This window comes from Paraburkholderia sp. (assembly GCF_036488505.1).
Taxonomy (GTDB): Bacteria; Pseudomonadota; Gammaproteobacteria; order Burkholderiales; family Burkholderiaceae; genus Paraburkholderia.
The window spans coordinates 11,678-33,859 of the sequence record NZ_DASXHN010000195.1 but is presented as its reverse complement, the minus strand read 5'-3'; the positions used below and the strand labels follow the sequence as shown (position 1 = coordinate 33,859).

Annotated in this window: 20 protein-coding genes, 1 rRNA gene and 2 pseudogenes; 13 read left to right on the top strand and 10 right to left on the bottom strand. The window is 60.9% G+C overall.

Annotated features, from left to right (window positions below; translation table 11 throughout):
- From rrf to VGH68_RS11475, 6 genes and pseudogenes are all read left to right on the top strand, one after another.
- Positions 1-87, top strand: a 5S ribosomal RNA gene (gene rrf, locus VGH68_RS30195); the annotation flags it as partial.
- 269 nt (positions 88-356) lie between these two features.
- Positions 357-1,400: a transporter gene (locus VGH68_RS11495; RefSeq protein ID WP_331603740.1), complete on the top strand. Its 1,044-nt coding sequence runs from the start codon at positions 357-359 to the stop codon at positions 1,398-1,400.
- 534 nt (positions 1,401-1,934) lie between these two features.
- A complete protein-coding gene (locus VGH68_RS11490; protein WP_331603739.1) occupies positions 1,935-2,777 on the top strand; it encodes an FAS1-like dehydratase domain-containing protein in 843 nt (280 codons plus the stop codon).
- A gap of 18 nt (positions 2,778-2,795) precedes the next feature.
- Positions 2,796-3,959 carry an acyl-CoA dehydrogenase family protein gene (locus tag VGH68_RS11485; RefSeq protein ID WP_331603738.1) on the top strand — a complete coding sequence of 388 codons (1,164 nt, stop codon included), beginning with the start codon at positions 2,796-2,798 and terminating at the stop codon, positions 3,957-3,959.
- A gap of 16 nt (positions 3,960-3,975) precedes the next feature.
- Positions 3,976-4,120 (top strand): annotated as a pseudogene (locus VGH68_RS11480) (CoA transferase); the annotation flags it as partial.
- Positions 4,117-4,302, top strand: a pseudogene (locus VGH68_RS11475) (CoA ester lyase); the annotation flags it as partial. The pseudogenes VGH68_RS11480 and VGH68_RS11475, both read left to right, overlap by 4 nt.
- Before the next feature lie 21 nt (positions 4,303-4,323).
- Here VGH68_RS11475 and VGH68_RS11470 read toward each other — a convergent pair.
- The 3 genes from VGH68_RS11470 to VGH68_RS11460 form a co-directional block, all read right to left on the bottom strand.
- Positions 4,324-5,031: a nitroreductase gene (locus tag VGH68_RS11470; protein ID WP_331603737.1), complete on the bottom strand. Its 708-nt coding sequence runs from the start codon at positions 5,029-5,031 to the stop codon at positions 4,324-4,326.
- A gap of 147 nt (positions 5,032-5,178) precedes the next feature.
- On the bottom strand, positions 5,179-6,129 hold the full coding sequence (locus VGH68_RS11465) for a LysR family transcriptional regulator (protein WP_331603736.1): 951 nt from the start codon (positions 6,127-6,129) through the stop codon (positions 5,179-5,181).
- A gap of 113 nt (positions 6,130-6,242) precedes the next feature.
- Positions 6,243-6,872 carry an HD domain-containing protein gene (locus tag VGH68_RS11460; RefSeq protein WP_331603744.1) on the bottom strand — a complete coding sequence of 210 codons (630 nt, stop codon included), beginning with the start codon at positions 6,870-6,872 and terminating at the stop codon, positions 6,243-6,245.
- A 187-nt stretch (positions 6,873-7,059) separates the two neighbouring features.
- Between VGH68_RS11460 and VGH68_RS11455 the strand changes: the two genes are divergently transcribed.
- A complete protein-coding gene (locus VGH68_RS11455; protein ID WP_331603743.1) occupies positions 7,060-8,472 on the top strand; it encodes a PLP-dependent aminotransferase family protein in 1,413 nt (470 codons plus the stop codon).
- Here the strand turns inward: VGH68_RS11455 and VGH68_RS11450 are convergent.
- The gene (locus VGH68_RS11450) at positions 8,469-8,645 is read right to left on the bottom strand and encodes an SDR family oxidoreductase (protein ID WP_331603742.1); all 177 of its coding nucleotides are present in this window, start codon (positions 8,643-8,645) and stop codon (positions 8,469-8,471) included. The genes VGH68_RS11455 and VGH68_RS11450 overlap by 4 nt on opposite strands.
- A 152-nt stretch (positions 8,646-8,797) precedes the next feature.
- Here VGH68_RS11450 and VGH68_RS11445 point away from each other — a divergent pair, with 152 nt between their 5' ends.
- A complete protein-coding gene (locus VGH68_RS11445; RefSeq protein WP_331603735.1) occupies positions 8,798-10,708 on the top strand; it encodes an alkaline phosphatase family protein in 1,911 nt (636 codons plus the stop codon).
- Positions 10,709-10,901: 193 nt separating this feature from the next.
- Positions 10,902-12,023, top strand: a complete 1,122-nt coding sequence (locus tag VGH68_RS11440) for a cytochrome-c peroxidase (protein ID WP_331603734.1) — start codon at positions 10,902-10,904, stop codon at positions 12,021-12,023.
- Between the two features lie 112 nt (positions 12,024-12,135).
- On the opposite strand, the gene VGH68_RS11435 is transcribed toward VGH68_RS11440, so the two are convergent.
- Entirely contained in the window at positions 12,136-13,896 is a 1,761-nt protein-coding gene (locus VGH68_RS11435) for a tannase/feruloyl esterase family alpha/beta hydrolase (protein ID WP_331603733.1), read from the bottom strand.
- Between the two features lie 575 nt (positions 13,897-14,471).
- On the opposite strand from VGH68_RS11435, the gene VGH68_RS11430 reads away from it, so the two are divergent.
- A complete protein-coding gene (locus VGH68_RS11430; RefSeq protein WP_331603732.1) occupies positions 14,472-15,233 on the top strand; it encodes a hypothetical protein in 762 nt (253 codons plus the stop codon).
- A 45-nt stretch (positions 15,234-15,278) separates the two neighbouring features.
- Here VGH68_RS11430 and VGH68_RS11425 read toward each other — a convergent pair whose 3' ends face one another.
- Entirely contained in the window at positions 15,279-15,680 is a 402-nt protein-coding gene (locus tag VGH68_RS11425; RefSeq protein WP_331603741.1) for a GFA family protein, read from the bottom strand.
- A gap of 180 nt (positions 15,681-15,860) precedes the next feature.
- Between VGH68_RS11425 and VGH68_RS11420 the strand changes: the two genes are divergently transcribed.
- On the top strand, positions 15,861-16,181 hold the full coding sequence (locus VGH68_RS11420; protein WP_331603731.1) for a hypothetical protein: 321 nt from the start codon (positions 15,861-15,863) through the stop codon (positions 16,179-16,181).
- A gap of 33 nt (positions 16,182-16,214) precedes the next feature.
- Here VGH68_RS11420 and VGH68_RS11415 read toward each other — a convergent pair whose 3' ends face one another.
- Both VGH68_RS11415 and VGH68_RS11410 read right to left on the bottom strand, forming a co-directional pair.
- Positions 16,215-16,634 (bottom strand): Lrp/AsnC family transcriptional regulator, encoded by a 420-nt coding sequence (locus VGH68_RS11415; protein WP_414696931.1) that lies wholly within the window; start codon positions 16,632-16,634, stop codon positions 16,215-16,217.
- 67 nt (positions 16,635-16,701) lie between these two features.
- Entirely contained in the window at positions 16,702-17,646 is a 945-nt protein-coding gene (locus tag VGH68_RS11410; RefSeq protein ID WP_331603729.1) for a LysR family transcriptional regulator, read from the bottom strand.
- Between the two features lie 272 nt (positions 17,647-17,918).
- Here VGH68_RS11410 and VGH68_RS11405 point away from each other — a divergent pair, with 272 nt between their 5' ends.
- A complete protein-coding gene (locus tag VGH68_RS11405; protein ID WP_331603728.1) occupies positions 17,919-18,962 on the top strand; it encodes an alpha/beta hydrolase in 1,044 nt (347 codons plus the stop codon).
- Between the two features lie 329 nt (positions 18,963-19,291).
- Positions 19,292-19,690, top strand: a complete 399-nt coding sequence (locus tag VGH68_RS11400) for a DUF4148 domain-containing protein (protein WP_331603727.1) — start codon at positions 19,292-19,294, stop codon at positions 19,688-19,690.
- A 152-nt stretch (positions 19,691-19,842) separates the two neighbouring features.
- On the opposite strand, the gene VGH68_RS11395 is transcribed toward VGH68_RS11400, so the two are convergent.
- A complete protein-coding gene (locus VGH68_RS11395) occupies positions 19,843-20,316 on the bottom strand; it encodes an Lrp/AsnC family transcriptional regulator (RefSeq protein WP_331603726.1) in 474 nt (157 codons plus the stop codon).
- A gap of 635 nt (positions 20,317-20,951) precedes the next feature.
- A complete protein-coding gene (locus VGH68_RS11390; RefSeq protein WP_331603725.1) occupies positions 20,952-22,001 on the bottom strand; it encodes a LacI family DNA-binding transcriptional regulator in 1,050 nt (349 codons plus the stop codon).
- Between the last annotated feature and the right edge of the window lie 181 nt (positions 22,002-22,182).

Here is a 22,182-nt window from a genome sequence, read left to right as displayed (position 1 = left end):
CCCCTTCCCATCCCGAACAGGACCGTGAAACGACTCCACGCCGATGATAGTGCGGATTGCCCGTGTGAAAGTAGGTAATCGTCAGGCTACCCCTCCTCTCAGAAACCCCACCCGATTACGGTGGGGTTTTTGCGTTTACGCGCAGTCCGGATGTCTCCGGAACCGACCGGATCAGCAGCCTTTCCGCGGCGATCCGGGTAACCGCGGCATGACCTGGCCCGCTCACATGACGTTGTCGTGACACGCAAGCGACGGGATTGGCCAATACGACGCAGGAAAGCGCGCACGTCAACCCCCTTTCACAAGGTCGCGCTATGCTCCGGGATTCCGTTTGGCAAGCAGGCGTCGAGTGACCTATGAGATCTGATCTGCTTTTGCAAACCTACGGCGCCGACTCGTCGGGTATGGTTTGCGGTTTCCGTTTCTCGCCGGCGCTTGCGGGACAGCCGATCGACGCCGACGAAGTCGTCGAATGGCTTCGCGACAACAAGCATGACGCTGGCGCCGCCGCGCAAGACAGAGGCGAGTTCCTGTGGCTGCATTTCAATCTTGCGCACAGCGCGAGCGAGCGCTGGATGAGAGCGCAGCTCGATCTGCCGGAAACGTTCTTCGAAGCATTGCAGGAAGGATCGCATTCGACACGAATCGAACATGCGGACGGCGCGTTGCGCGCGGTCGTGAACGACATGATGTTCAACCTCGAGTTCATCCCTTCCGAAATCGCGACGCTCTGGATTTACGCAGATAAGCGGATCATCGTCACCGCACGCCTGAAGCCGTTGCGTTCGGTCGACCGCTTGCGGGCATCGGTGCGGGACGGCGAGATATTCAGATCGCCTGCCGAACTGCTGGTCCATCTGATGCGCGACCAGGCTGATCTGCTCGTGCAGATCGTCCGCCGAACCAGCGCGGACGTCGACCGCATCGAGGATCGCTTCCTGTCGCAACGGCCCACGCAGAACCGGCTCGATCTTGGCGCGATGCGCCGAACGCTGACGCGTTTGCAACGGATGCTCGCCCCTGAGCCCGGTGCGATTTTCCGCTTGCTAGCGAGGCCGCCGAGCTGGCTGCATCAGGAAGATGTACAGGATCTGCGCGAATCGACGGAGGAGTTTGCGGTCGTTCTGTCGGATGTGGCGGGGTTGATCGAACGGATCAGACTGCTGCAGGAAGAGATCACTTCGCGCCTCGAAGAACAGAACAACCGCACGCTGTTCACACTGACGCTCGTGACGGTGCTGGCGATGCCGATCAATATCGTCGCAGGGTTCTTCGGGATGAATGTCGGCGGCGTTCCACTTGCCGAAAACAAGAACGGCTTCTGGGTGATGGTACTGCTGGTCGCCGGCTTTACCGGACTGACAGGTTGGTGGGCGTTTCGCCGCAGAAAGGAACGCTAACACACGCGGCGGCGGATTCGTGCCTGTTTTACGAGGCCAAATTCGCACGAGCATTTTCGAGTGACGCGAGCGGACCTTCGAACGAATTGAGTCGCGTGATGCCGTTCGCTACTTCATACCCGGCATCGACGCTTATGGACGACTAGAAAACTCGCGTGGTTGCCGTGTTATTCGAGCGCGGTAGCCGGCCCGAAGAACTCGTTCAGGTATAAAATACTCGTCAAGTCAATGAGTTGGGGATGATGATCGTGCATTCGACTCTAGTCGAAAAGACTCGCTCCGCAGTCAAGTTGGCACTCGATCACGCGCGACATCGGCGGCACGCACGTCAAGTTCGCTAAGCTGCTTTTTCTGTTCTCCGATTCGCACTGCGCCATGCCACGTCAGTAAAACTACCAGGTCAAGCGTTGCCTTTGATCCACGCGGTAACCAAAACCAAAAAACCGAATCAAGCAATACAAACTTCGCCGATCGCAGTGTGTGGTTCATAGTACGGCCTGATAACACTCAACATCCGTACCGGAGACTTCACCGATGTCCGCACCCTCGGAAAAGCTCGACGACTGGCTCAACAGACAGCAGGTGGCCGACGACGACATCACCGCGTTTCCACTGACAGCGCTCGCCGCGACGCTCGATCGTGAGGAAAGCGGCAATACGGTGCCACCGTTATGGCATTGGCTGTACTTTCTGCCGGTCGCGCCGTTGGCCGACGTCGGCGCCGACGGTCATCCTGAGCGCGGCGGTTTCCTGCCGCCGGTACCGCTGCCGCGCCGCATGTGGGCGGGAGGCCGGCTCGCGTTTCATGCGCCGCTGACTGTCGGCGAACGCGCGCGGCGCACGTCGACGATCGCCAATATCGAAGACAAGACCGGCCGCTCGGGCCGCCTCGTCTTCGTCACCATCCAGCACACGATCGAAGTGAACGGCGAACTGAAGCTGGAAGAAGAACATGACATCGTCTATCGCGAAGCGCCGCGGCAAGGCGCGCGGCCGCAGCAGCCGGCGCTTGCGCCCGAAGGCGAAAGCTGGCGCCGCACGATCGATGCCGACCCGGTGATGCTGTTCCGCTACTCGGCGCTGACCTTCAATGGCCATCGCATTCACTACGATTACCCGTACGTGACGCAGGTCGAAGGCTATCCGGGCCTCGTCGTTCACGGTCCGCTGATAGCGACGCTGCTGGTCGATCTCGTGCGCCGCGAGATGCCGCACGCGACGATGCAAAGCTTCGCGTTTCGCGCGCTGCGTCCGACCTTCGCGGGCCAGCCGTTCACCGTGAATGGCAAACCCTCCGCCGACGGCAAGACCATCGACCTGTGGGCCAAGGATCACGCAGGCTATCTGACGATGCGCGCGACCGCCGCGCTGGTCTGATTTCACGAGCTTCCGACAATGCAAACCACGCAACACGATTCGTTTCAGGACATTCGCGAAGCGGTGCGGGATTTATGCCAGCAGTTTTCCGGCGAGTACTTTCGCAAGATCGACGAAGCGCGCGGCTATCCGGAAGAGTTCGTCAATGCGCTGACCAAGGCCGGCTGGCTCGCCGCGCTGATTCCGCAGGAGTTCGGCGGTTCAGGGCTCGGGCTCACCGAAGCGTCGGTCATCATGGAAGAGATCAATCGCGCGGGTGGCAACTCGGGCGCGTGTCACGGCCAGATGTACAACATGGGTACGCTGCTGCGTCACGGTTCGGAGGAACAGAAACGCCTGTACCTGCCGAAGATCGCGAGTGGCGATCTGCGTCTGCAATCGATGGGCGTGACCGAGCCGACCACCGGCACCGATACGACGAAGATCAAGACTACTGCCGAGAGGCGCGGCGACCGTTACGTGATCAATGGCCAGAAGGTGTGGATCTCACGCGTCCAGCACTCGGACCTGATGATCCTGCTCGCGCGCACCACACCGCTCGCGGACGTGAAAAGGAAATCGGACGGCATGTCGATCTTTATCGTCGATTTGCGCGACGCGATCGGTCATGGGCTGACCGTGCAGCCGATTCCGAATATGGTCAATCACGAGACCAACGAACTGTTCTTCGATAACCTCGAAATCCCCGCCGACAATCTGATTGGCGAGGAAGGGCAGGGGTTCCGGTACATCCTCGACGGACTCAATGCGGAGCGCACGCTGATCGCCGCGGAATGCATCGGCGACGGCTACTGGTTCGTCGACAAAGTCACCGAATACGCGAAAGAGCGCGTGGTCTTCGGCCGGCCGATCGGCCAGAACCAGGGCGTGCAGTTTCCGATTGCGCGCTCGTTCATCAATGTCGAAGCGGCCAGCCTGATGCGTTTCGAGGCGGCACGCCGCTTCGACGCGCAAGAGCCGTGTGGCGCGCAGGCCAACATGGCAAAGCTGCTTGCGGCCGACGCATCGTGGGAAGCGGCCAATGCGTGTCTGCAATTTCATGGCGGTTTCGGCTTCGCGTGCGAATACGACGTGGAGCGCAAATTCCGCGAAACGCGTCTTTACCAGGTCGCGCCGATTTCCACCAATCTGATTCTCTCGTACGTAGCCGAGCATATTCTCGGGCTGCCGCGTTCATTCTGAACCGCTGGCAAAAAACATGAGACCACTCGACGGTACTAAGGTCATCACGCTCGAACACGCGATTGCGGCGCCGTTCCGCACGCGCCAACTCGCCGATCTCGGCGCGCGCGTGATCAAGGTCGAACCGCCCCGGCGTCGGCGATTTCGCGCGCGGTTACGACAGGTGGACGCGGTGCATCGGGGGTACGCATCGAGCGATGCCGACATCGCATGGGCGCGGCGCGTGCCCGCGGTGGTTGATGCGAGCCACGGCGCTGCGGTCGCGGTCGACGGAAAGATGGTCGATCTGCCGGTGATTCTGAAGGCGCGGCGGATCGCGGAGGCAGGGACGCCGACTCGTTAGAGCGACGGCTCCGTTTAACGATTAGAAGCCGTGGAACGAAGCGAATTCTTCGACCGGAGCCTTCGGCATTTGCGGGCGTCGCTTTTCCCAATCCGGATCGCCAAAACCCACCGCCATCGAACAAACCACCAGCTCCTCGGCAGCGAGCGGCAGATTTGCGCGGATCACCGCGTGGTAGCGCGAAAGAAACTCCTGCGTGCAGGTGTCGAGCCCGCGTGCTTTTGCCGCGAGCATGATGTTCTGAATAAACATGCCGAGATCGAGCCAACTGCCTTTCTCGAGACGTCGATCGATCGTAAAGATCAGGCCGATCGGCGCATCGAAAAATCGGCAGTTTCGTGCGGTGTTTGCGGCGCGCGCGGCGATGTCGTCGTGCGCGATACCCAGAGAGCCAAAAAAGATCGAGCCGAATTCGCGCCGGCGTGAGTTGAACGGTTCGGGCAACGGGTCCGGAAGGTAGCGATACTCGGATGAATGTTCGTTGGACGATGTTTGATGCGCTCGACTGAGTGCGTCGGTCAATGTCGCTTTCGCTTGCCCTGCCGTCACGTATACACGCCAGGGTTGCACGTTCGCCCCGGTACCTGCGTAACGCGCTGAATCAAGAATGCCAGTGATGACCTCAGGATCGACTTCGCGATCCAGATAGAACCGGTTAGCAAACCGGCTCCTCATGATTTGCTCGAGCTCAGTCAATTCCTGCGTCACTTCGATATCGTCGGTAAGCATGATGAAGAGTCTTGTCCTTGATGCGTTGGCTTATAGCGTACGCGACGCGCTTGCCTGCAAGAAGTGCAATTTTCATAAGAAGACAATGCATGCGCTGCATCCGGCGGGCGCAAACGTAGCCGCCACGAAAGCCCGCGAGGGCATCGTTCAGCGCATAGGCAGTGCCGCGTCTGCCAGCATCGCACGCAACCATTCATGCCCAGGATCATGGTCGTGCCGCTCATGCCAGATCATCTGCACCGCGCGCGGCGGCGCATGCCAAGGCAATTCAGTGCAATACCCAACCGCCAATTGACTGAATATCCTCGCGAGAGAGGCCGGCACGATCGCGGCCGTCGTGGTGCCAGCCAACAGGCTGGGGATCGCGAGAAAGTGAGGTTGCACAACACTGAACTTCGGCCATTTACCGATCGAATTGAACGCGGCCATCAACGCGGCGCGATCGAACATTTCGGTGCGCCGAGTCAGCCCTCGCTCGGACAGCAGGCCTTCTTCCGAACCACCGGTCGACACCACCAGCAAAGGCAGATCCGCAAACGCGTCGAGGCCGATCTCGGTGCCGGCGAGCGGGTGATCGGTGGCGATCACCATCATGTCCTGCTCGTCGAACAGCACGCGTTCGCGAAGCCGATGCGGGACGCCGGAAAAAGAGCCGAGCGCGATTTCGACACGGCCGACATCGATTTGCGCGGTCAGGTCGATCCTGCTGGCCGGCAGGACCGTCACACTTGCATGGGGCGCGACGGCGGAGATCGTGCGAAGAAAGGGCGGCAATACGACCGCGGTCATATAGTCGGTCGCGGCGATACAGAATTGACGATCGGTGCTGCCCGGCTCGAATTGTTTAGGCCCGAGTGCGCGTTCGATCGTGACGAGCGCATCTCGCACCAGCGGCGCCATCTCCAGCGCACGGACCGTGGGCTCCATGCCGGTGGCCGTGCGCACGAACAATTCGTCGTTGAGCAATGCGCGCAGCCGCGACAGCGCATGGCTGACTGCTGACGGACTCAGATGGATCGCTTCGCTCGCGCGCAATACGTTCCGCTCCCGGATGATCGCGTCAAATACCCGAAGCAGATTCAGATCCAGATTTCTCATCGTAATTCACCGCGAAGCAACGCAACGCATCCAACCATCGCGCTGGACCCATTCCATGTGCGGGCGGCGGAAATACCGGCTGGAGCTGAACGATCAGACGTTGCGCCCGAAGTTCACCGCTGCCAATTCGAAGTCAGGATGATGCTGCACAGGTTGACGCGCTGGAAGCCCGGATCCTTGTGCGCCAGAAAATCGTCGTTGAAGGTGCCGAACGTGCTGGCGGGTCGATGCTTCATGCCGTGATAAAACTCATCGATCATCTTGTTGGCGAAATCGGCGTCGCGAGGATAGGCCGCGACCACGGCGTCGCGTTGTTCGTCGGTGAAGTACTCGAAGCCACGCCCGGCCACGTCCATTCCGGCGCCCGCCTGCACCAGTGCGATCTCCGGGTGCATGTGTTCGGGGATGCCCGGTGTCGTATGCAGCGCAACGGCGGCCCAGACCTTATCCACGTCCGCCTCGGAAATATGATGGCTTCGCAGGAAATCGCGTGCGGCGTTAGCGCCGTCCACTTCGAAGCGAAGCTGGCTCTGTCGATAGATCGAGGTGAGGCCGATATCGTGGAACATCGCCGCGACGTACAGCAATTCGGGATCGAAGCTCATGTTTTGCCGCATGCCGAATAGCGCGCCCCACAGGTACACGCGACTGGAATGCTTGAACAGCAATTCGCTTTCGGTGTCGCGAATCAGCTCGGTGACCTCATGCGCCAATTTGCTGTCGGGTATCTGGATGCTGGACATTGGGTTCGTTGACACAGTTCTATTCCTTGATCGGTTCGTCGTCGGGTTGTCCATCGAGATACCGAATCGTCACACGAAAACTTCCGTTCAGATCGAACCGATGGCCGGCGCATACCGAGCAGGCTACGCTTTTCACAGGCCAGAAAACAGCCCCAAGATCGATGGTTCCGAATGTACCATTGCGGCCATGACGACTCTCCCGATTGGCCTCGACCGCTGCGCGAGCACCTCTCTCTCTGCCCAGATCTACCGCGCGATTCGTCAGGCGATAGAGACAGGGCAACTGGTCGCGGGCGCGCGGCTGCCTTCCTGGGTCGACCTGGCGACCCAACTCGGCGTCTCCCGAGGCACCGTGCGCGTTGCCTATGAACGTCTGATCGACGAGCAGTTCGCCGTCGTGCTGGGCGCCGCCGGTACGCGGGTGGCTGAACGCCCGCCTTTGCGACCGAAGCTCGGCTGGTCACCGGAAGCGCCGCCATTTCCCGAGCTCTTTCACGATTTCGGCGCGACTCCGCTGCCGTTTCAAATGGGCGTGCCCGCGCAGGATGCGTTTCCGTTCAAGCTATGGTCGCGTGTTCTGACGCGTGCCGCGCGCCGGAGCGCGATGAGCCCGGTCGGATACCCGGACCCTCGCGGCGACCCGGACTTGCGAAAGGAGATTGCCGCTTATCTCGGTGTCGCACGAGGGCTGCGATGCAATCCGTCTCAGGTTCTTGTCACCGCGGGTTTTTCCGGCGCGCTCGCTCTCGCGATCCGCGGACTCGGTATTGAAGGCGAGCCCGCATGGATCGAAGACCCTGGTTTTCCGCTGACGCGCTCTGCACTCGGTCTAGCCGGCATGACGGTGAAAGCGGTGCCGGTCGATGCGGACGGGCTCGATGTCGACGCGGGCATCCGCGACTCGGCCGGTGCCGCGCTCGCCGTGGTGACGCCGGGGCAGCAGGCGCCGCTTGGCATGGCGATGTCGCTTCCCAGGCGGCTTGCGCTGCTCGAATGGGCGCGACGCAACGATGCCTGGATCATCGAAGACGATTACTTGAGCGAGCTCCAGTTGAAAGGACGAGCAGCGCCCGCGCTTGCATCGCTCGACGAGGACGGACGCGTGCTACACATTGGTAGTTTTAGCAAGACCATCAGCCCGGTGCTTCGGCTTGGCTTCCTGGTGGTCCCGCTTGAAATGGCGCGCCGCTTCGGCGACATCACCGCGTGCTTGATGCCCGCGCCAACGACGTTCATGCAACACGCGGTCGCGGAATTCCTGCGCGACGGACACTATCTTCGTCACCTGCGCCATATGAAGCGTCTGTATGCCGGGCGACGGGACGCGCTGGTGCGTTGCCTCGGCGAGATCGCGCCGGACTCGCTCCAAGTGCAAGCGACGGCCGGCACCGCCGTCGTGACCTTGCTTCCCGAGTCTGTGTCCGATGTGGATGTTGCATTGCGAGCGCTGCGCGCAGGTCTGGCGCCGGTGCCTCTTTCGCCGTGGTACATGGAGTCTTCGAGGCTGCGTGGACTGCTACTTGGCGTCACCAATCTGAGCGAACACACGCTGGCCGCCGACTGTCGTCGATTGGTTGAGTCGATTCACGACAGCAGCTAGCGCGGCGTCAGCGGATCGAATCGATCACGGCCCGCGATCCCACCGCCATTCACATTCCAGATAGCGCCAGTCACCCAACTCGCCTTCTCCGAAAGCACAAAAGTGACCGCGTGGGCGACCTGCTGCGGCGTCCCTCCACGGCGGAGCGGACGGACGCTGCTGAATCCCGTCAGCGCGCTGTGCTCCTGACATCAAGTCGATCGAGTTTACAAAAAGGTAATCGCGCTGTCACACGAGCGCCTTACTCTCCCACGTCATGTAAGACATCCAACCCCGGGCGAGGTTGCGCAAAGACGCTGCCAGCCCACACGCGACGGGAGTACACGTGACTTTTTCGAACAACAGGAACCTGACATGGCGCCAGGGTGCGTTTGCGCTGCTCGCCAGTATCGGCGTCGCGGCGGGTCTGGTGGCGTGCGGCGGTAACGATGACATAACCTCGCCGGCGGCCGTCGACAAGACGCCGCAGGTTGCCGGTCAGGTGCTCGGCAGCTACATCCAGAACGCCAACGTTTGTCTCGACGTCAACGACAACGGCAAGTGCGACAGCGACGAACCGTCCGCGGTGAGCGATGCCAAAGGCAAATTCTCGATCGGCGACAACAGCAACGGCGCGTGGAAATACGTGGTCGCCGATCTGACCAACGCGCAGGAGAACGATGCCAATGGCAAGAACATGGGCACCAGGTTCGGTTCCGGTGCGTTCTTCCTCGCGCCTCATGGCGCGACCGGAACGGTCAGCGCGATTACCACGCAGCTCGCTCAACTGGTTGCGGGCGGCGCCGCGTTGAACGACGCTAAAAGCACGCTCGCCACGAAGTACGGCGGCGTGTCCGCCGACAAGCTGCTGGGCGACTTCAATACCGATAGCAGCCTTGCGAGCGTGAAGGCCGCCAGCGACAACTACATCCAAACGGTCGTCGGTTGGAAGGCAGTGCGTCACGTGTTCGTGATCACGCTGGAGAACAAGAACTATGAGGAGTCGTTCGGTACGACCGCGACGACCAGCCACCAGGATCCGTTTCTGAAGTCGCTCGCTGGGCAGGGCGCGCTGCTGAACAACTACTTCGGCACTGGCCATGTGAGCCTGGACAACTACATCTCGCTGCTGAGCGGCCAGCCTTCGACGGTCGATACCGAGACCGACTGCTTTGGCATCTGGTCGGATATCGTCGATGCCGGCAGCGATAGCGCGAATCCGAAGATCCTCAAGGCCGGTACCGATGCGAACGGTCACGCCGGTGGCGGCTGTGTGTTTCCGGCACGCGTGAAGACACTCGCGAACCAGCTCGATAACGCGCGGCTCACGTGGAAGGGTTATATGGGCGATATGGGCAATGATCTGAACCGGGATGGCACGAAGACATGCAGCTTCCCCGCACGTACCGCGAAGCTGGCAGGCACCGATCCGGCCAAGGCAGTCGACGGTACGCAGTCCGCTCAGGCAGGTTCGGCGTCCGGTGACGTGAAGGCGGATGCGTACGCGACCCGTCACAACCCGTTCGTCTACTTCCACTCGATCATCGACGACATCGACTATTGCGACCAGCACGTCGTCAATCTCGACGATAACCTCGCTAACGATCTGAAGTCGATCGATACCACGCCGAACTTCGTGTTCATTACGCCGAACCTGTGCGACGACGGTCACGATGGCGACGGCACTGGCGCGGCGGGCAAGGGTTGCAAGAGCGGCGCGCCTGGCGGTCTGACTTCGATCGATGCGTTCCTGAAGAAGTGGATTCCGATCATCCAGGCTTCGGCGGCATACAAGCAGGACGGTCTGATCATCATCAACTTCGACGAATCGAATGCGGCCAGCGCGCCGATGACCACGACCTTCAACAGCAGCGTCACGCAGATGAATCTCACGATCGATCTGCCGGGCGCTTCATGCTGCACGCAGCAGACCGGACCGAACGTCAAGCGTCCTGACGATCAGGTGCTGTCCACGCTTCCGATTGCCTATGCATCGTCGCTCGGCATCAACGTCGCGTCGCTGCCGGCCACCGTTCAGACGATCCAGATCGGCATGCACTACGAGGGCGTGGGCGGTGACCGCACGGGCGCCGTATTGCTGTCGCCGTTCATCAAGGCGGGCACCACCGTCGACACGGGTTACAACCACTACTCGCTGCTCAAGAGCCTGGAAGACCGTTTCGGTATTCCGGAGTACCTCGGTTACGCGGACGATCCGAACCTCGTGACTTTCGGTTCCGACATCTTCAACCAGTAAAGACAGAATGTTTGCTCTCTGTACCAGAAGGGCTGCCCGGACGGCAGTCCTTTGTTTGATCGCAAGTCTTGTCCTGAGCGCATGCGGACGGGACGAAGAAGCGCTCGGCGCTTCGGCGGCCACTCCGGTTTCCACTGGGCCAACGAGCAACCCAACGAGCCACCCAAGGTCCGCTGCACCGTCCGACAAGGACGTGGCCGAGCTTGGCAAGCTGGCCTTTTTCGATCCGTCGTTGTCCGCGTCCGGTAAGCAGTCGTGCGCGAGCTGTCATAGCCCGGATCACGCTTACGGGCCGCCCAACGGCCTCGCCGTGCAACTGGGCGGCGCCGATATGAAGCATCACGGTACGCGCGCGGTGCCCTCGCTGCGCTATCTGCGCCGCGTGCCGATCTGGACGCACACGTATGCGAGCAGCTTCAAGGAACGCGTCGAGGATGGCGACAATCAGCCTTCCGGCGGCTACGCGTGGGATGGCCGCTTCGATCGCCCCGCCGACCAGGCTGCCTTCCCGCTGTTGAATCCCGACGAGATGGCCAATCAGGATGCGGCCGGCGTCGCAGCCAAACTGCGAAACAGTGCTTATGCGACGCGTTTTCGCGAAGTATTCGGTCACGACATCTTGTCGCGGCCCGCAGATGCGCTCGCGGCCCTCGGCAAGGCGCTCGAGCGTTTCCAGTTCGACGACCCCAGCTTCCAGCCGTTCGACAGCAAGTTCGACCAGGTGCTGGACGGCAAAGCGAAGTTCAGCACGCAGGAGGCGCGCGGCTTTGCGCTTTTCAATGATCCCGCGCGTGGCAACTGCGCATCGTGCCATCTGGTCGACAAGGGCGCGGCCGGCGCGCATCCGGTGCTTACCGATTACAACTTCCAGACGCTTGGTGTGCCCCGCAATCCGGAGATTCCGGCCAACGCGGATCCGAGGTACTACGACATGGGACTGTGCGGCCCATTGCGGACCGACAAGGCCGACAACGCCTGGTACTGCGGGATGTTCAGAACGCCGACGCTGCGCAACGTCGCCACCCGAAAGGTGTTCTTCCACAACGGCCGGTTTCACACGCTGGAAGAAGCGTTGCGCTTCTATGTGCAACGCGACACCCACCCGGGCAAGTGGTATCCGCATCCTGGCGGCCAGCAGCAGTTCGACGATCTGCCGGTCAGGTATCAGAACAACGTCGATCATCGCACTGCGCCGATGACGAATCACAAAGGCGGCAAGCCGGTCTGGTCTGAGGGCGATATCCGCGACGTGATAGCGTTTCTCGACACCCTGAACGACAGCGATGCACAGCCGGTTTCAATTGGCTCGCGCTAGTCACTAGAACTGGACCCGAGCCCGAGCCCGATCGATAACGGCCGCAGTCAGGAACAGCCCGCTGCGGCCGCCGCAACCCTCGCCACCCGTACATCGCGGCCTGCGTGCGCTATCACCGCACGCAGGTAAACGACGCCGCGCTGTTCACATCGCCCGCGCCGTTATAGCTGGGCCACGCCGGATACTGACATAGCGGGCGCGTGCGTCCCGGCACGCCAGCGGTATCGGTGACCACCTGGTGCGCGGGTGGCGTGCCGTGCTCGACCCAGTTCTCGAGCGTCGTCAGCGAGTCCCATGATGCATTGAACTCGGTGCCGACCGCGTGTTGCAGGCCGGGAATCTCATAGAAGCGCGCGAACGATGCGACCGCGCCGAAGCCCATCGTGACCACCATGCGCTGATAGTAGATCTCGGTTGCGCGCGTGCTGACGGTCTGATCCACGGTGCCGTGCGCCATCAGCAGCTTGCCGCCGTGCCGCATGAAGGGCGTCAGGTTTGCATCGGTCGCGTCGAGCCCCGACAACATGCTGACGCGTCCGGACCAGCGGCCGGCGACCGCCGGGTCGTAGGTGAGCGAGTTGAAATTCGGATCGTTCATCACCGTATAGCGGACGAACTGATCGCTGATCTGCCCGTCGAACATCGCGGTGCTCTGCAGCGGATACGACGGCTGTGTCGTGCCGAGCGCGAGCGTCGTGACCGTCGCCTCCAGCGGTGAGCTGCTGCCCACTCCAAGATCCGCACCGTACACGTTATAGCCCGGATACTGCGTTTCGCCGCTCTCGAGCGGGTACGCAAAGACGAGCGGTGTGTTCATCGTGTTCAGCGCGTCGATCTGCGGGTCCGACAGACAGGTGTCGCCGCGCGCGGTGCCGCCGGCGCAGCGCAGTCGCTGACCTTCGACCCGGGCGGTGGCCGGGTCGAAGGTGGCATTGCACGCCTGCACATTGCTGATCAGCCCGTCGACGACGCCGTCGAGCCCGTCGCACGCCTGCATCACCGCTTTCAGCAGTAGCGCGCGCTGCGCGGTGTCGAGGTACGCGCCCGGTGCCGCGAAGCCTTCGGTCACGCGCAGTTGTTGCAGGCTCAGCGTCGTGAAGTCGTACGCGGGATAGAACGCGATAATGCCGTCCCAGTCGCGCGGCCAGCGCTGTGCGACCGTCAGCGCTTCACGGCCGCCGGTCGAGCCGCCCGCGAAATACGCTTTGAACGGATGCGTGCCGTAGTGCGCGTCGATGATCAGCAGCGACGCATCATGTGTTTTCTTCAGCGCTTCGCCCATGAAGTTGTCGTACGCCTCGGCATTGACTGAGAATGCACCGTTCACCGCACCATTCGTCGCCTCGTGTCCGGAATCGCTCGCGAATACCGCATAGCCGCGCGACAGTAGTCCCGGCAGATCGGCCGGTGCGCTTGGCACGTTACCGGTGATGGCGGGAATCGAGCCGTCGAAGCCACCGCCGCCTAGCATCAGAATCTTGCCGTTCCACTGGTCCGGCAACGCGACGTTGAACAGGATGTCAGGCGCGGACTGATCGACCGGATGAATCGCGCCGGCGACCAGACAGTACGATCCGGTAGCCGTGGCGCCGCTGCCGCTGGCGGCCACCTGGGTCGTCGATGTGACGACGGCGCCCGTGGTCGGCAGGCCGATGTCGCGAGCACGGATAGTCAGCCCGTTCAAATCCGGGCAGCTTATTTTCGACGGTCGCGGTGGCTTGTGCGGCCCGCACGCCATGCCTCGGCATGAGCCGTCGTGCGAATCCGCGTACGCGTCGTGATGCCATATCGCGCACAACGCCAGCACGCAGCACGCACCCACCCACGACGGCACGCGCCCACGCACGCGCCACAGGTTTTTGTTCAAGTTCATCGCCGTGTCTCCTTCCAATGAGGCCTGGAGACGGCGCCGGACATTGCGGTATCAGCCTCTATGCCGCAACGTACACGTGACCCTGTTCCTTTAGTCAACAGCGCGGCCACAGCGCAGGCAACGCTCGCTCGCGTTGCATGCAATGCCGCCCGACACCGCATATTCGAACTTGCTGTCGATTCAGTAAGAAAACTTTCATCGGCCTGTCGATGCAGTGCTCGAAGGTCGTCGCCCTGCATTCGTGCTCGCATCGCGGCGCGAGATGCCGGGGGATAAGCGCTCTCTTTCCGTATCGCTTGTGGACGAGATTGACCAATCCATCATAGTCGCTAACTCGCGCGACGCGCGACGAATTCACCTTGAGTGCACGCCAGACTGCTGCGTCGAGTCGACGGGTTAGCGCGACGTGACGCGACTGCGGGAATAACCACCGTATCAGAGCGGTCTTGCAGGTAAGACTGACAGGTAATGGGTGATCAGATGGAGATCGTCGATATGGCCCGTGTATCGGAATGGGTGGTTGTGCAGTGGGCCGCTGCACCGCACGCGTGGCAAGGCAAACGCCGGACGCTCACATGACAGTGCGGATGCAGACCGGCCTGCGCCAGTTACAACTGGGCTCCGGCGTCGTGTTACTGGGTTATCTGTTTCTCCATCTGCTCAATCACGCGCTCGGAATCTGGTCGCTCGAACTGGCGGGACGCGGGCTCGTTTTAGCGCTATGGGTGTGGCGTAGCCCGCCCGGAACGGTCGCGCTGTATGGTGCGGCCACGCTTCATTTTGCGCTGGCTTTGCGCACGATCTACGCGCGCCGTCACTGGACACTGCCTCTGGCCGAGTGGGTGCGGCTGTGGGCAGGACTCAGCCTGCCGCTGCTGCTTATCCGCCATGCGGTGACGACCCGGCTCGCGTCCTCGCTGTATGGCTTCGAACCTGACTACGAGCGTGTCGTTGTGCTACTGCTAACGAGTGGTACTCAAGGTTTGCAGCTTGCGCTGCTCGCGCCCGGATGGATACACGGATGCCTCGGACTATGGTTTCGATTGCGTCACTTTCGATGGGCGCGTCGTATCAAGCCACTGCTGTTGGCAGCCGTTGTGCTGTTGCCATTGTTATCCGCTGCGGGCTTTATCCGGATGATGCGAACTGTCGAGGCAAAGAGCGCGATGCTTGCGGCTCCCGATCCGAAACTGGTCGCGCATCAGTTCACGCTGAATGCATGGCGTCATGATCTCGTCAGCTTCTATTTGTTGCTGATCGCCGGTGCGTTCGTCGCCGGTCAATTGCGCAATAAGGTCGAGCGTCGGAGATCGCGCAGCAGTTCATTGAGTGCGTGACGCCACTCAAAGCCAATGGTACGAAATCGCGAGCCTTTCGCGAATTCACTCGAATTCGTCGTATTGCGGCAATGGGTCGGTGATGCAATGCCACGGCGCCTTCGAGCCCACGAAAATATGCGCAGTTGGACGAATGGAAGGCGTATCCGTCAGCGTTCCCAATGTGACGTGAACGTATTCACCGTCACGCACCACCGAGTACATGAGGCTGCCGCATCGCTTGCAGCGCACATCGTGCGACGATCGTTCGTCGCCGAAAATCGACACGCTGTCTTCGCCTTGAACGATACGCAGTTTGTCGCGCTCGATTCCCGCGAATGGTTTGAACGCCGAGCCGGTCGCGCGCCGGCAGTTGGAACAGTGACAGTTCAATGCATAGAGGAATTCGTCCGCTACCGAGTAATGGACAGCACCGCAAAGGCATCGGCCGGCAAGCAGGGGTTTCATCGCGGGACTCCAGGCATAACGACATCGCAAATTGATTGGGCGCGCAGCTGCCGAGATTATTGCTGCGCCGCCAGGCGATGTCGAATGATTCCGCCAGGCGTAGTGCACTGACGCCGCGGCTATCTCCCGCGGCGGCGCTTTCACCAGATAACCGGCTGGCAGCGGCAAAGCCGCTCGGGTATGGCGCTGCTCGACAGCGTAATCCTCACGCCCGAGCCGGACCTGGCCGAGCGCATGCTGGCACTCGAAGGCACACCGCCCGAGAATCCCGGCAAGGTGATGGCGCTGGGAAGCATCGATGCCGCGGAAGTCGGCGCGCTCGCGTCGTTCTGGATGGTCAGCATGCTGCTCTCACCGGACAAGGGTTGGAGTTCAACCGATACGCTCGTTACGTGTCTCACCGTCTTTGTCATGCTGGTGTTTTTCGTTATCCGTCATCGTGGACTTTTCTCACGGATGGTGGAATCGATACAGGATTTTGTGGCGAGCATCATTGGATGATGGACTAGGACAACATATGCCCATATATGCAGGCTATTCCGCACCGTTCGAATCCCGCGAGCAGTCGCGTGAAAGATGGCGCAGGGTCAACATGAAAGTTCGTGTCAGCAGGTGGCTGTTGCTGAGCATTGCATGAGCGGCGCTGCTTGCGGCCATCGCCTCGTGGGATTGGTCGCCCGACACCAGATACGCGTCGAGTACTTCGCTAGGCGTTGTGAGTTCGGCGCCGAAGCGCGCGAGCGCATCGGCGTCGTGCCGGTCTAATGTGACTTCGAGCAGCACGATGTCCGCAAAGCCGAGCTTCTGCTGATCGAGCAATGCGACATACCCCCGGATATAGCCTTCGTTTTCGAGCTGACGCGTGCGATTCCAGCACGCGGTAGTCGACATGCCGACCAGTTCGGCCAGTTCCGCATTGCTGAGACGGGCATTCTTTTGCAACTGGATCAACAACGATACAACTCGGCTTACGCGCTTGTCTGCGTGACTACCGATGCGGCTTTTCGATCTGCGTGGGCGGTTAGCGTTTGCGCTTTCGCCCGGCATTCGCTTTGGGCACCGAGAACATGTGCATGCGGTCCTGAATCCAGAGCAGCAATTCGAGCGGCCCCGGTGCAAGCGGCCGCCCGGTTTTCACTAACACGCGCGCGTGCGCGCCGGAAAAGAGCGGATGGTCGATCGGCACCGTCGTCAATTCGCCGCTTGCTATTTCGCGGTAGGCGGCAAACTCACCGATCAGCGTCATGAAGTTGTCGACCATCACGAAGCGCTTCAATGCGCTAAGCGAGTTGGTCGTTACCGTCGCGCGAATCGCCACGTTCTCCGCCAGCTCGGCCATCCTGACGACGTGGCCGATGCCAAATGCCGGCGGCATCAGTGCGAGCGGATGAGCGTGCAGATCGTTGAGCGTGGCGGGCCGTTTTGTCCGGGCGAGCGGATGATCGCTTCGTAACAGCAGGACGACCGGCTGAAGCGAACTCGCGCGATGCTCGATACGTGGATGAGGCGGCGGATTGTACGCGAGTCCGATATGCGCGCGGCTTTCCGCAACTTCTTCCTGAATGGCATCCACCGCGAGCATGTCCAGGCCGATCTCGAGTTCCGGATACTGCGCGCAGAAAGGTGCGAGCACGTCGTCAACCAACGTATCGACGAAACCTTCGCTCACGGCGAGCCGGATTTGTCCTCGTTGAAGGCCTTTTAACGCATGTAGCTGATCTTCGAGCTTTTCCTGCTGCGCGCGGTAACCGCGCCAGAATTCCAGCAGATGGGCTGCCGCTTCGGTCGGTTTGACCCCGCGCGCCTGCCGCTCGAATAGTGCTGCGCCGAGTTCGTCCTCGAGCAGCTTGATCTGCCGTGTAATCACCGATGGCGACGTGTTGATGCTTTCGGCGGCGCCGCGAATGGTGCCGTGCGTGAGCACCTCGTTGAAATACCGCAGGCGTTGCTGATTGATCTCTCGCATGTCGTTAGTCGACCCGGGTTGGTTCGTTGCTCGTAGGGCAACGATACGTGAACTTAGTTGCTGTTGCTGTCGGTGGCTCGCGCTGTCACTATGCACCTCAAGCAATGCGACGGCGATAAATCAGTGAACGGATCATGTGCCGTCGAAGTGTTCTGTTTTTCATATGTGCTTCGCCCGTTTCATCCAATTACCCGTTGTGTCCATTCTGTTCGCACAGTGGTGGCGTGCGGCTACGCGCGGTTTCGCGCAACTCGTGATTATGGAGAATAGCCATGTCGGAACAGATCAATAGCCGGCGCCGTCGCTTGCTCGGCACGACCGTCGCCGGTATCGGCCTGCTCGAATTGGGACTGAGCGGACTCGCGCGCGCGCAATCGGCCGAGACGGCCGGCAGTGCGAACGCGGGCACGCGCGTCGCATCGTTCGAGAACATTCGGTCGATCAAGGCCGGCACGCTCGACATCAGTTATGCGCAGGCGGGTCCGCAAAACGGGCCAGTGGTCATTCTGCTGCACGGCTGGCCGTACGACATTCAAAGCTTCGCCGAAGTGACGCCGCTGCTGACCGCCGCAGGCTATCGCGTGATCGTTCCTTATCTGCGTGGCTATGGCGGCACGCGTTTCCTTTCGGCGGATACGCCGCGCAACGGTCAACAGGCGGTCGTCGCGGTCGACATCATCAACCTGATGGATGCGCTGAAAATCGACAACGCAGTGCTGGGCGGTTTCGATTGGGGCGCACGCACGGTGAACATCATCGCGGCGCTGTGGCCGCAGCGCTGCAAGGCGATGGTGTCGGTGAGCGGTTATCTGATCGGCAGTCAGGAAGCGAATCGCGCGCCGTTGCCGCCGAAGGCCGAGCTGACCTGGTGGTACCAGTTCTATTTCGCCACGGAGCGCGGCCGCGCAGGTTACGAAGCGAACCGGCATGACTTCAACAAGCTGATCTGGCATACCGCCTCGCCGAAATGGAATTTCGACGACGCCACGTTCGAGCGTAGCGACGAATCGTTCAACAACCCGGACCATGTCGCGGTGGTGATTCACAACTACCGTTGGCGTCTCGGGCTGGCCCAGGGCGAGCCGCAATACGACGAACTCGAAAAGCGTCTGGCCACCGCGCCGACAATCGCGGTGCCGACCATCACGATGGAAGGTGACGCGAACGGCGCCGCCCATCCCGATCCGGCAGCATACGCGAAGAAGTTTACTGGCAAGTATCAGCATCGCAACGTCAGTGGCGGCATCGGGCACAACTTGCCGCAAGAAGCCCCAAAGGCATTCGCGCAAGCGGTCCTCGATGTCACGCGCCTTTGATCGAGGTATCGGCGCCCCGCCTGCTTTCGCCAACCGTAACCCCAGCAGTCGAATCCGGCTGCTGGGGTTTTTTAATGGATCCGTCCACGCCCAATGCGCGCAAGCGTTATTTGTATCGCCATGTATCAGGCCCGTACGCAGACAAACACGCTTGCACAACAGAGGGGTTGCGAAAACATTCGAGATACGTTGGCGGGTTCAAATGTCGTCACGCAAGGTTGATTCGCAGCGTTACGTGAATCAGGCGGGATATGACTGCATGTCTATGTTGACGGCTGCATGTCTCGCTCGATCCTTGGTCCCTGAATGTTTGATACCGGAGAATCCTGATGAAACTCGTTCAATCACTGCTCGTCGCCGCTCTCGTTGCCGCTGCTCCCGTCGCTTCGTTCGCGCAATCTCAATCGCAGCATCCTCTCACGCGTTCCGACGTGCGCGCCGAACTGGTCCGGTTGGAGAAGGCCGGCTACAACCCGGGGGGCGATAACACGCAATATCCGCAGAACATCCAGGCCGCGCAGGCGCGTATCGATGCAAGCGGTGACGTCGCCGCTAGCGCATATGGTGGCGTCGCGAAAGGCCACTCGGCTTCGGGCATGCGCGCACCGATGGACCATGCGGCCGTGAATGACGCAAACGCAAACGCAAATGCAAACGCGGATGCAAAAGCGAACGCGAATGGCGGCTCGAACGTGGTCGGGCTCGGGGCGATCTACGCGCATTCGTGAGCGATGTGGGGTGCAGGGCGTTCGCGCATATCGACGCGAACGGTCCTTTCAGCATGATTGCAATTTCCGATACACGCGGGCCGCGCACTAGCCGCTGTACGGGATCAAGAACGGATCGCGGGAATGGCGAGTGAGCGACTGCGTGCGCCTCTTCAAATCGCAATCGACGGAATGCTCTTCATGCAGCGCAGCGCGAACATCGAGCGGCTATGGCGAATGCCCGCGATCTTGTAGAGCTTTTCGCGCAGGAAGCGCTCGTAACCTGCCGTGCCGTCCACCGCAACCTTGACCAGATAGTCGTAGTCGCCTGACACCAGATACGCGTCGAGTACTTCGCTAAGCGTTGCAAGTTCGGCGCCGAAGCGCGCGAGCGCATCGTCGTCGTGCCGGTCCAACGTGACTTCGAGCAGCACGATGTCCGCGAAGCCGAGCTTCTGCTGATCGAGCAACGCGACATAGCCGCGGATATAGCCTTCGGTCTCGAGTTGACGCGTGCGATTCCAGCACGCGGTAGTCGACATGCCGACCAGTTCGGCCAGTTCCGCGTTACTGACGCGAGCGTTCTTTTGCAATTGACGCATGATCTTGCGATCGAGGTTGTCGAGCGGGCGGTTTCGGGCGGTCATCGCGGGGTCTGGAAGGGCGTTCCGGGAAAACCAATTATAGGCGTAGATCGTTCCAAAATCACATGGCAACGTGACGCCTTTAAGAAGCCTGTCCAGTGGGGCTTCCGGTATATTTTGTCAATGCATTCATGCCCGGGATAACCGTCCGGGCCGCAGGCCCAGCGCCAGGCGGTCCATTGCGGCCATAAGCTGCGCTTTGGTATCTCGCCGCCCTCGCATCGGAAGGCGGCATTCGGGCGAATTCCGGTGTTACCCGCGCCGGATGCGCACCCGCCGGGCGTGAACGCATGTCGGTGCATACGCGAATGCTGGGCGAGGAAAAACGTCGGGCGGCGATACGCTGACCAAGAATCGGCCGCTTACCGCCGCCCCTGAAAGACCACTGTCACACTCTTACCTGTACCGCAAGCTATCAATGGAAAATGAGGTACAGGATAACGAGTACGATCAACGGAACACCAAGCAGCCAGCCGAGTAGATAAGGCATGATGTGACCTCCTTTCGTATCGAGTTTGAATACGTACGGAATTCAGCACGCTGCGTGCCTGAGCCCACAACCGAGTGGATCCCGGCTTGAGCAGAACACGGTGCAACCGCCACGCGTTACCTCATATGAACTCGCCGCCGCTTCGCAATTACGGCAGATTCTCGCGCAACACGATGCTGAACTGCACAGGCTTTACATTGCTCAGCGCGTCGCGCTTCTCGCGTACATTGCGGAAAATCCGCAGACAGTTGCCGACCATCGCCTGAGGCGTCTGCGTAATCAATGCGTCCATCGTTCCATCGATCAGCAACGCGCGCGTATCGGGCGTGAGGCCATGTCCGACAAACAGGATCTTCTGTTCGGAACGTGCTTCGACGATCGCGCGCGCAACCCCGTCCGAACCGCCGCCGCTGTTATAAATGCCGGCGAGGTCCGGGTGTTCCTCCAGCAGCTTGCGCGTCTGCATGTAGTTGCGCTCGCTATCGTCGTGCCCTTCGCGCAACCCGATCACACGCACCTGTGGAAACGTCGATTCGATCAGATGTAAAAAGCCGATTTCGCGTTCCTCGTGGCCGCGATAGTTGAGGCTGCCCGCGAGCATCGCGATCTTTCCGCTGGGCCGCGGTCCCATGAAGCGACCCAACAACAGCGCCGCGGTTCGACCCGCCGCGCGATTGTCGATACCGACATACGCGAGCCGCCGCGCATTCGACAGATCGGAAATCAGCGTAATGGCCGGTACCCCCTGATCCGCGAGCGCGTTGACCGCGTCGCGCACGACCGGATGTTCGAGCGCCATGAACACGACGCCATCCGCGCGTTGTCCGTAATGCAATAGACGACCCGCGAGTTCGTTCGGGTTGAAGCTCTCGACGTAGTGAACCCGGCATTTCATGTCGAGCGCACTCCATTGCTCGTGCGCGAACTCGATGTAGTCGCCGAGCATGTGCAGATAGCGATTGGTGCCTGCGGGTAATAGAAACGCTATGCGCATCGGCTTTGCAGTCGACACCACCGGCGCCTCGGCAGTAAGCAGATAGCCGAGTTGCGCCGCTGCCTGCAATACCCGTTGCGCGGTGACCGCACGCACGCCTTCGCGGCCATTGAGCACGCGGTCGACTGTCGCGGTAGAAACCCCTGCGATGCGCGCGATGTCGGGAATGCGCGCGGGGGCGGTAACGTGAAGCGGTTCGGACATGGGTGTCCCTGGCGGAATGAAGTCCATCAAAAAACATCAGATTGGCGGTTTGACAGCTATTGCCGCGCGCGCCTAGTCTTCAGCTATCGGACCGCGGCACAACGCTGATGACCGGAAATCAGAGCGTTGCAGCGGGTGATGATGGATTTTGATGGATTCGACAGTCACATCAATTATAAGC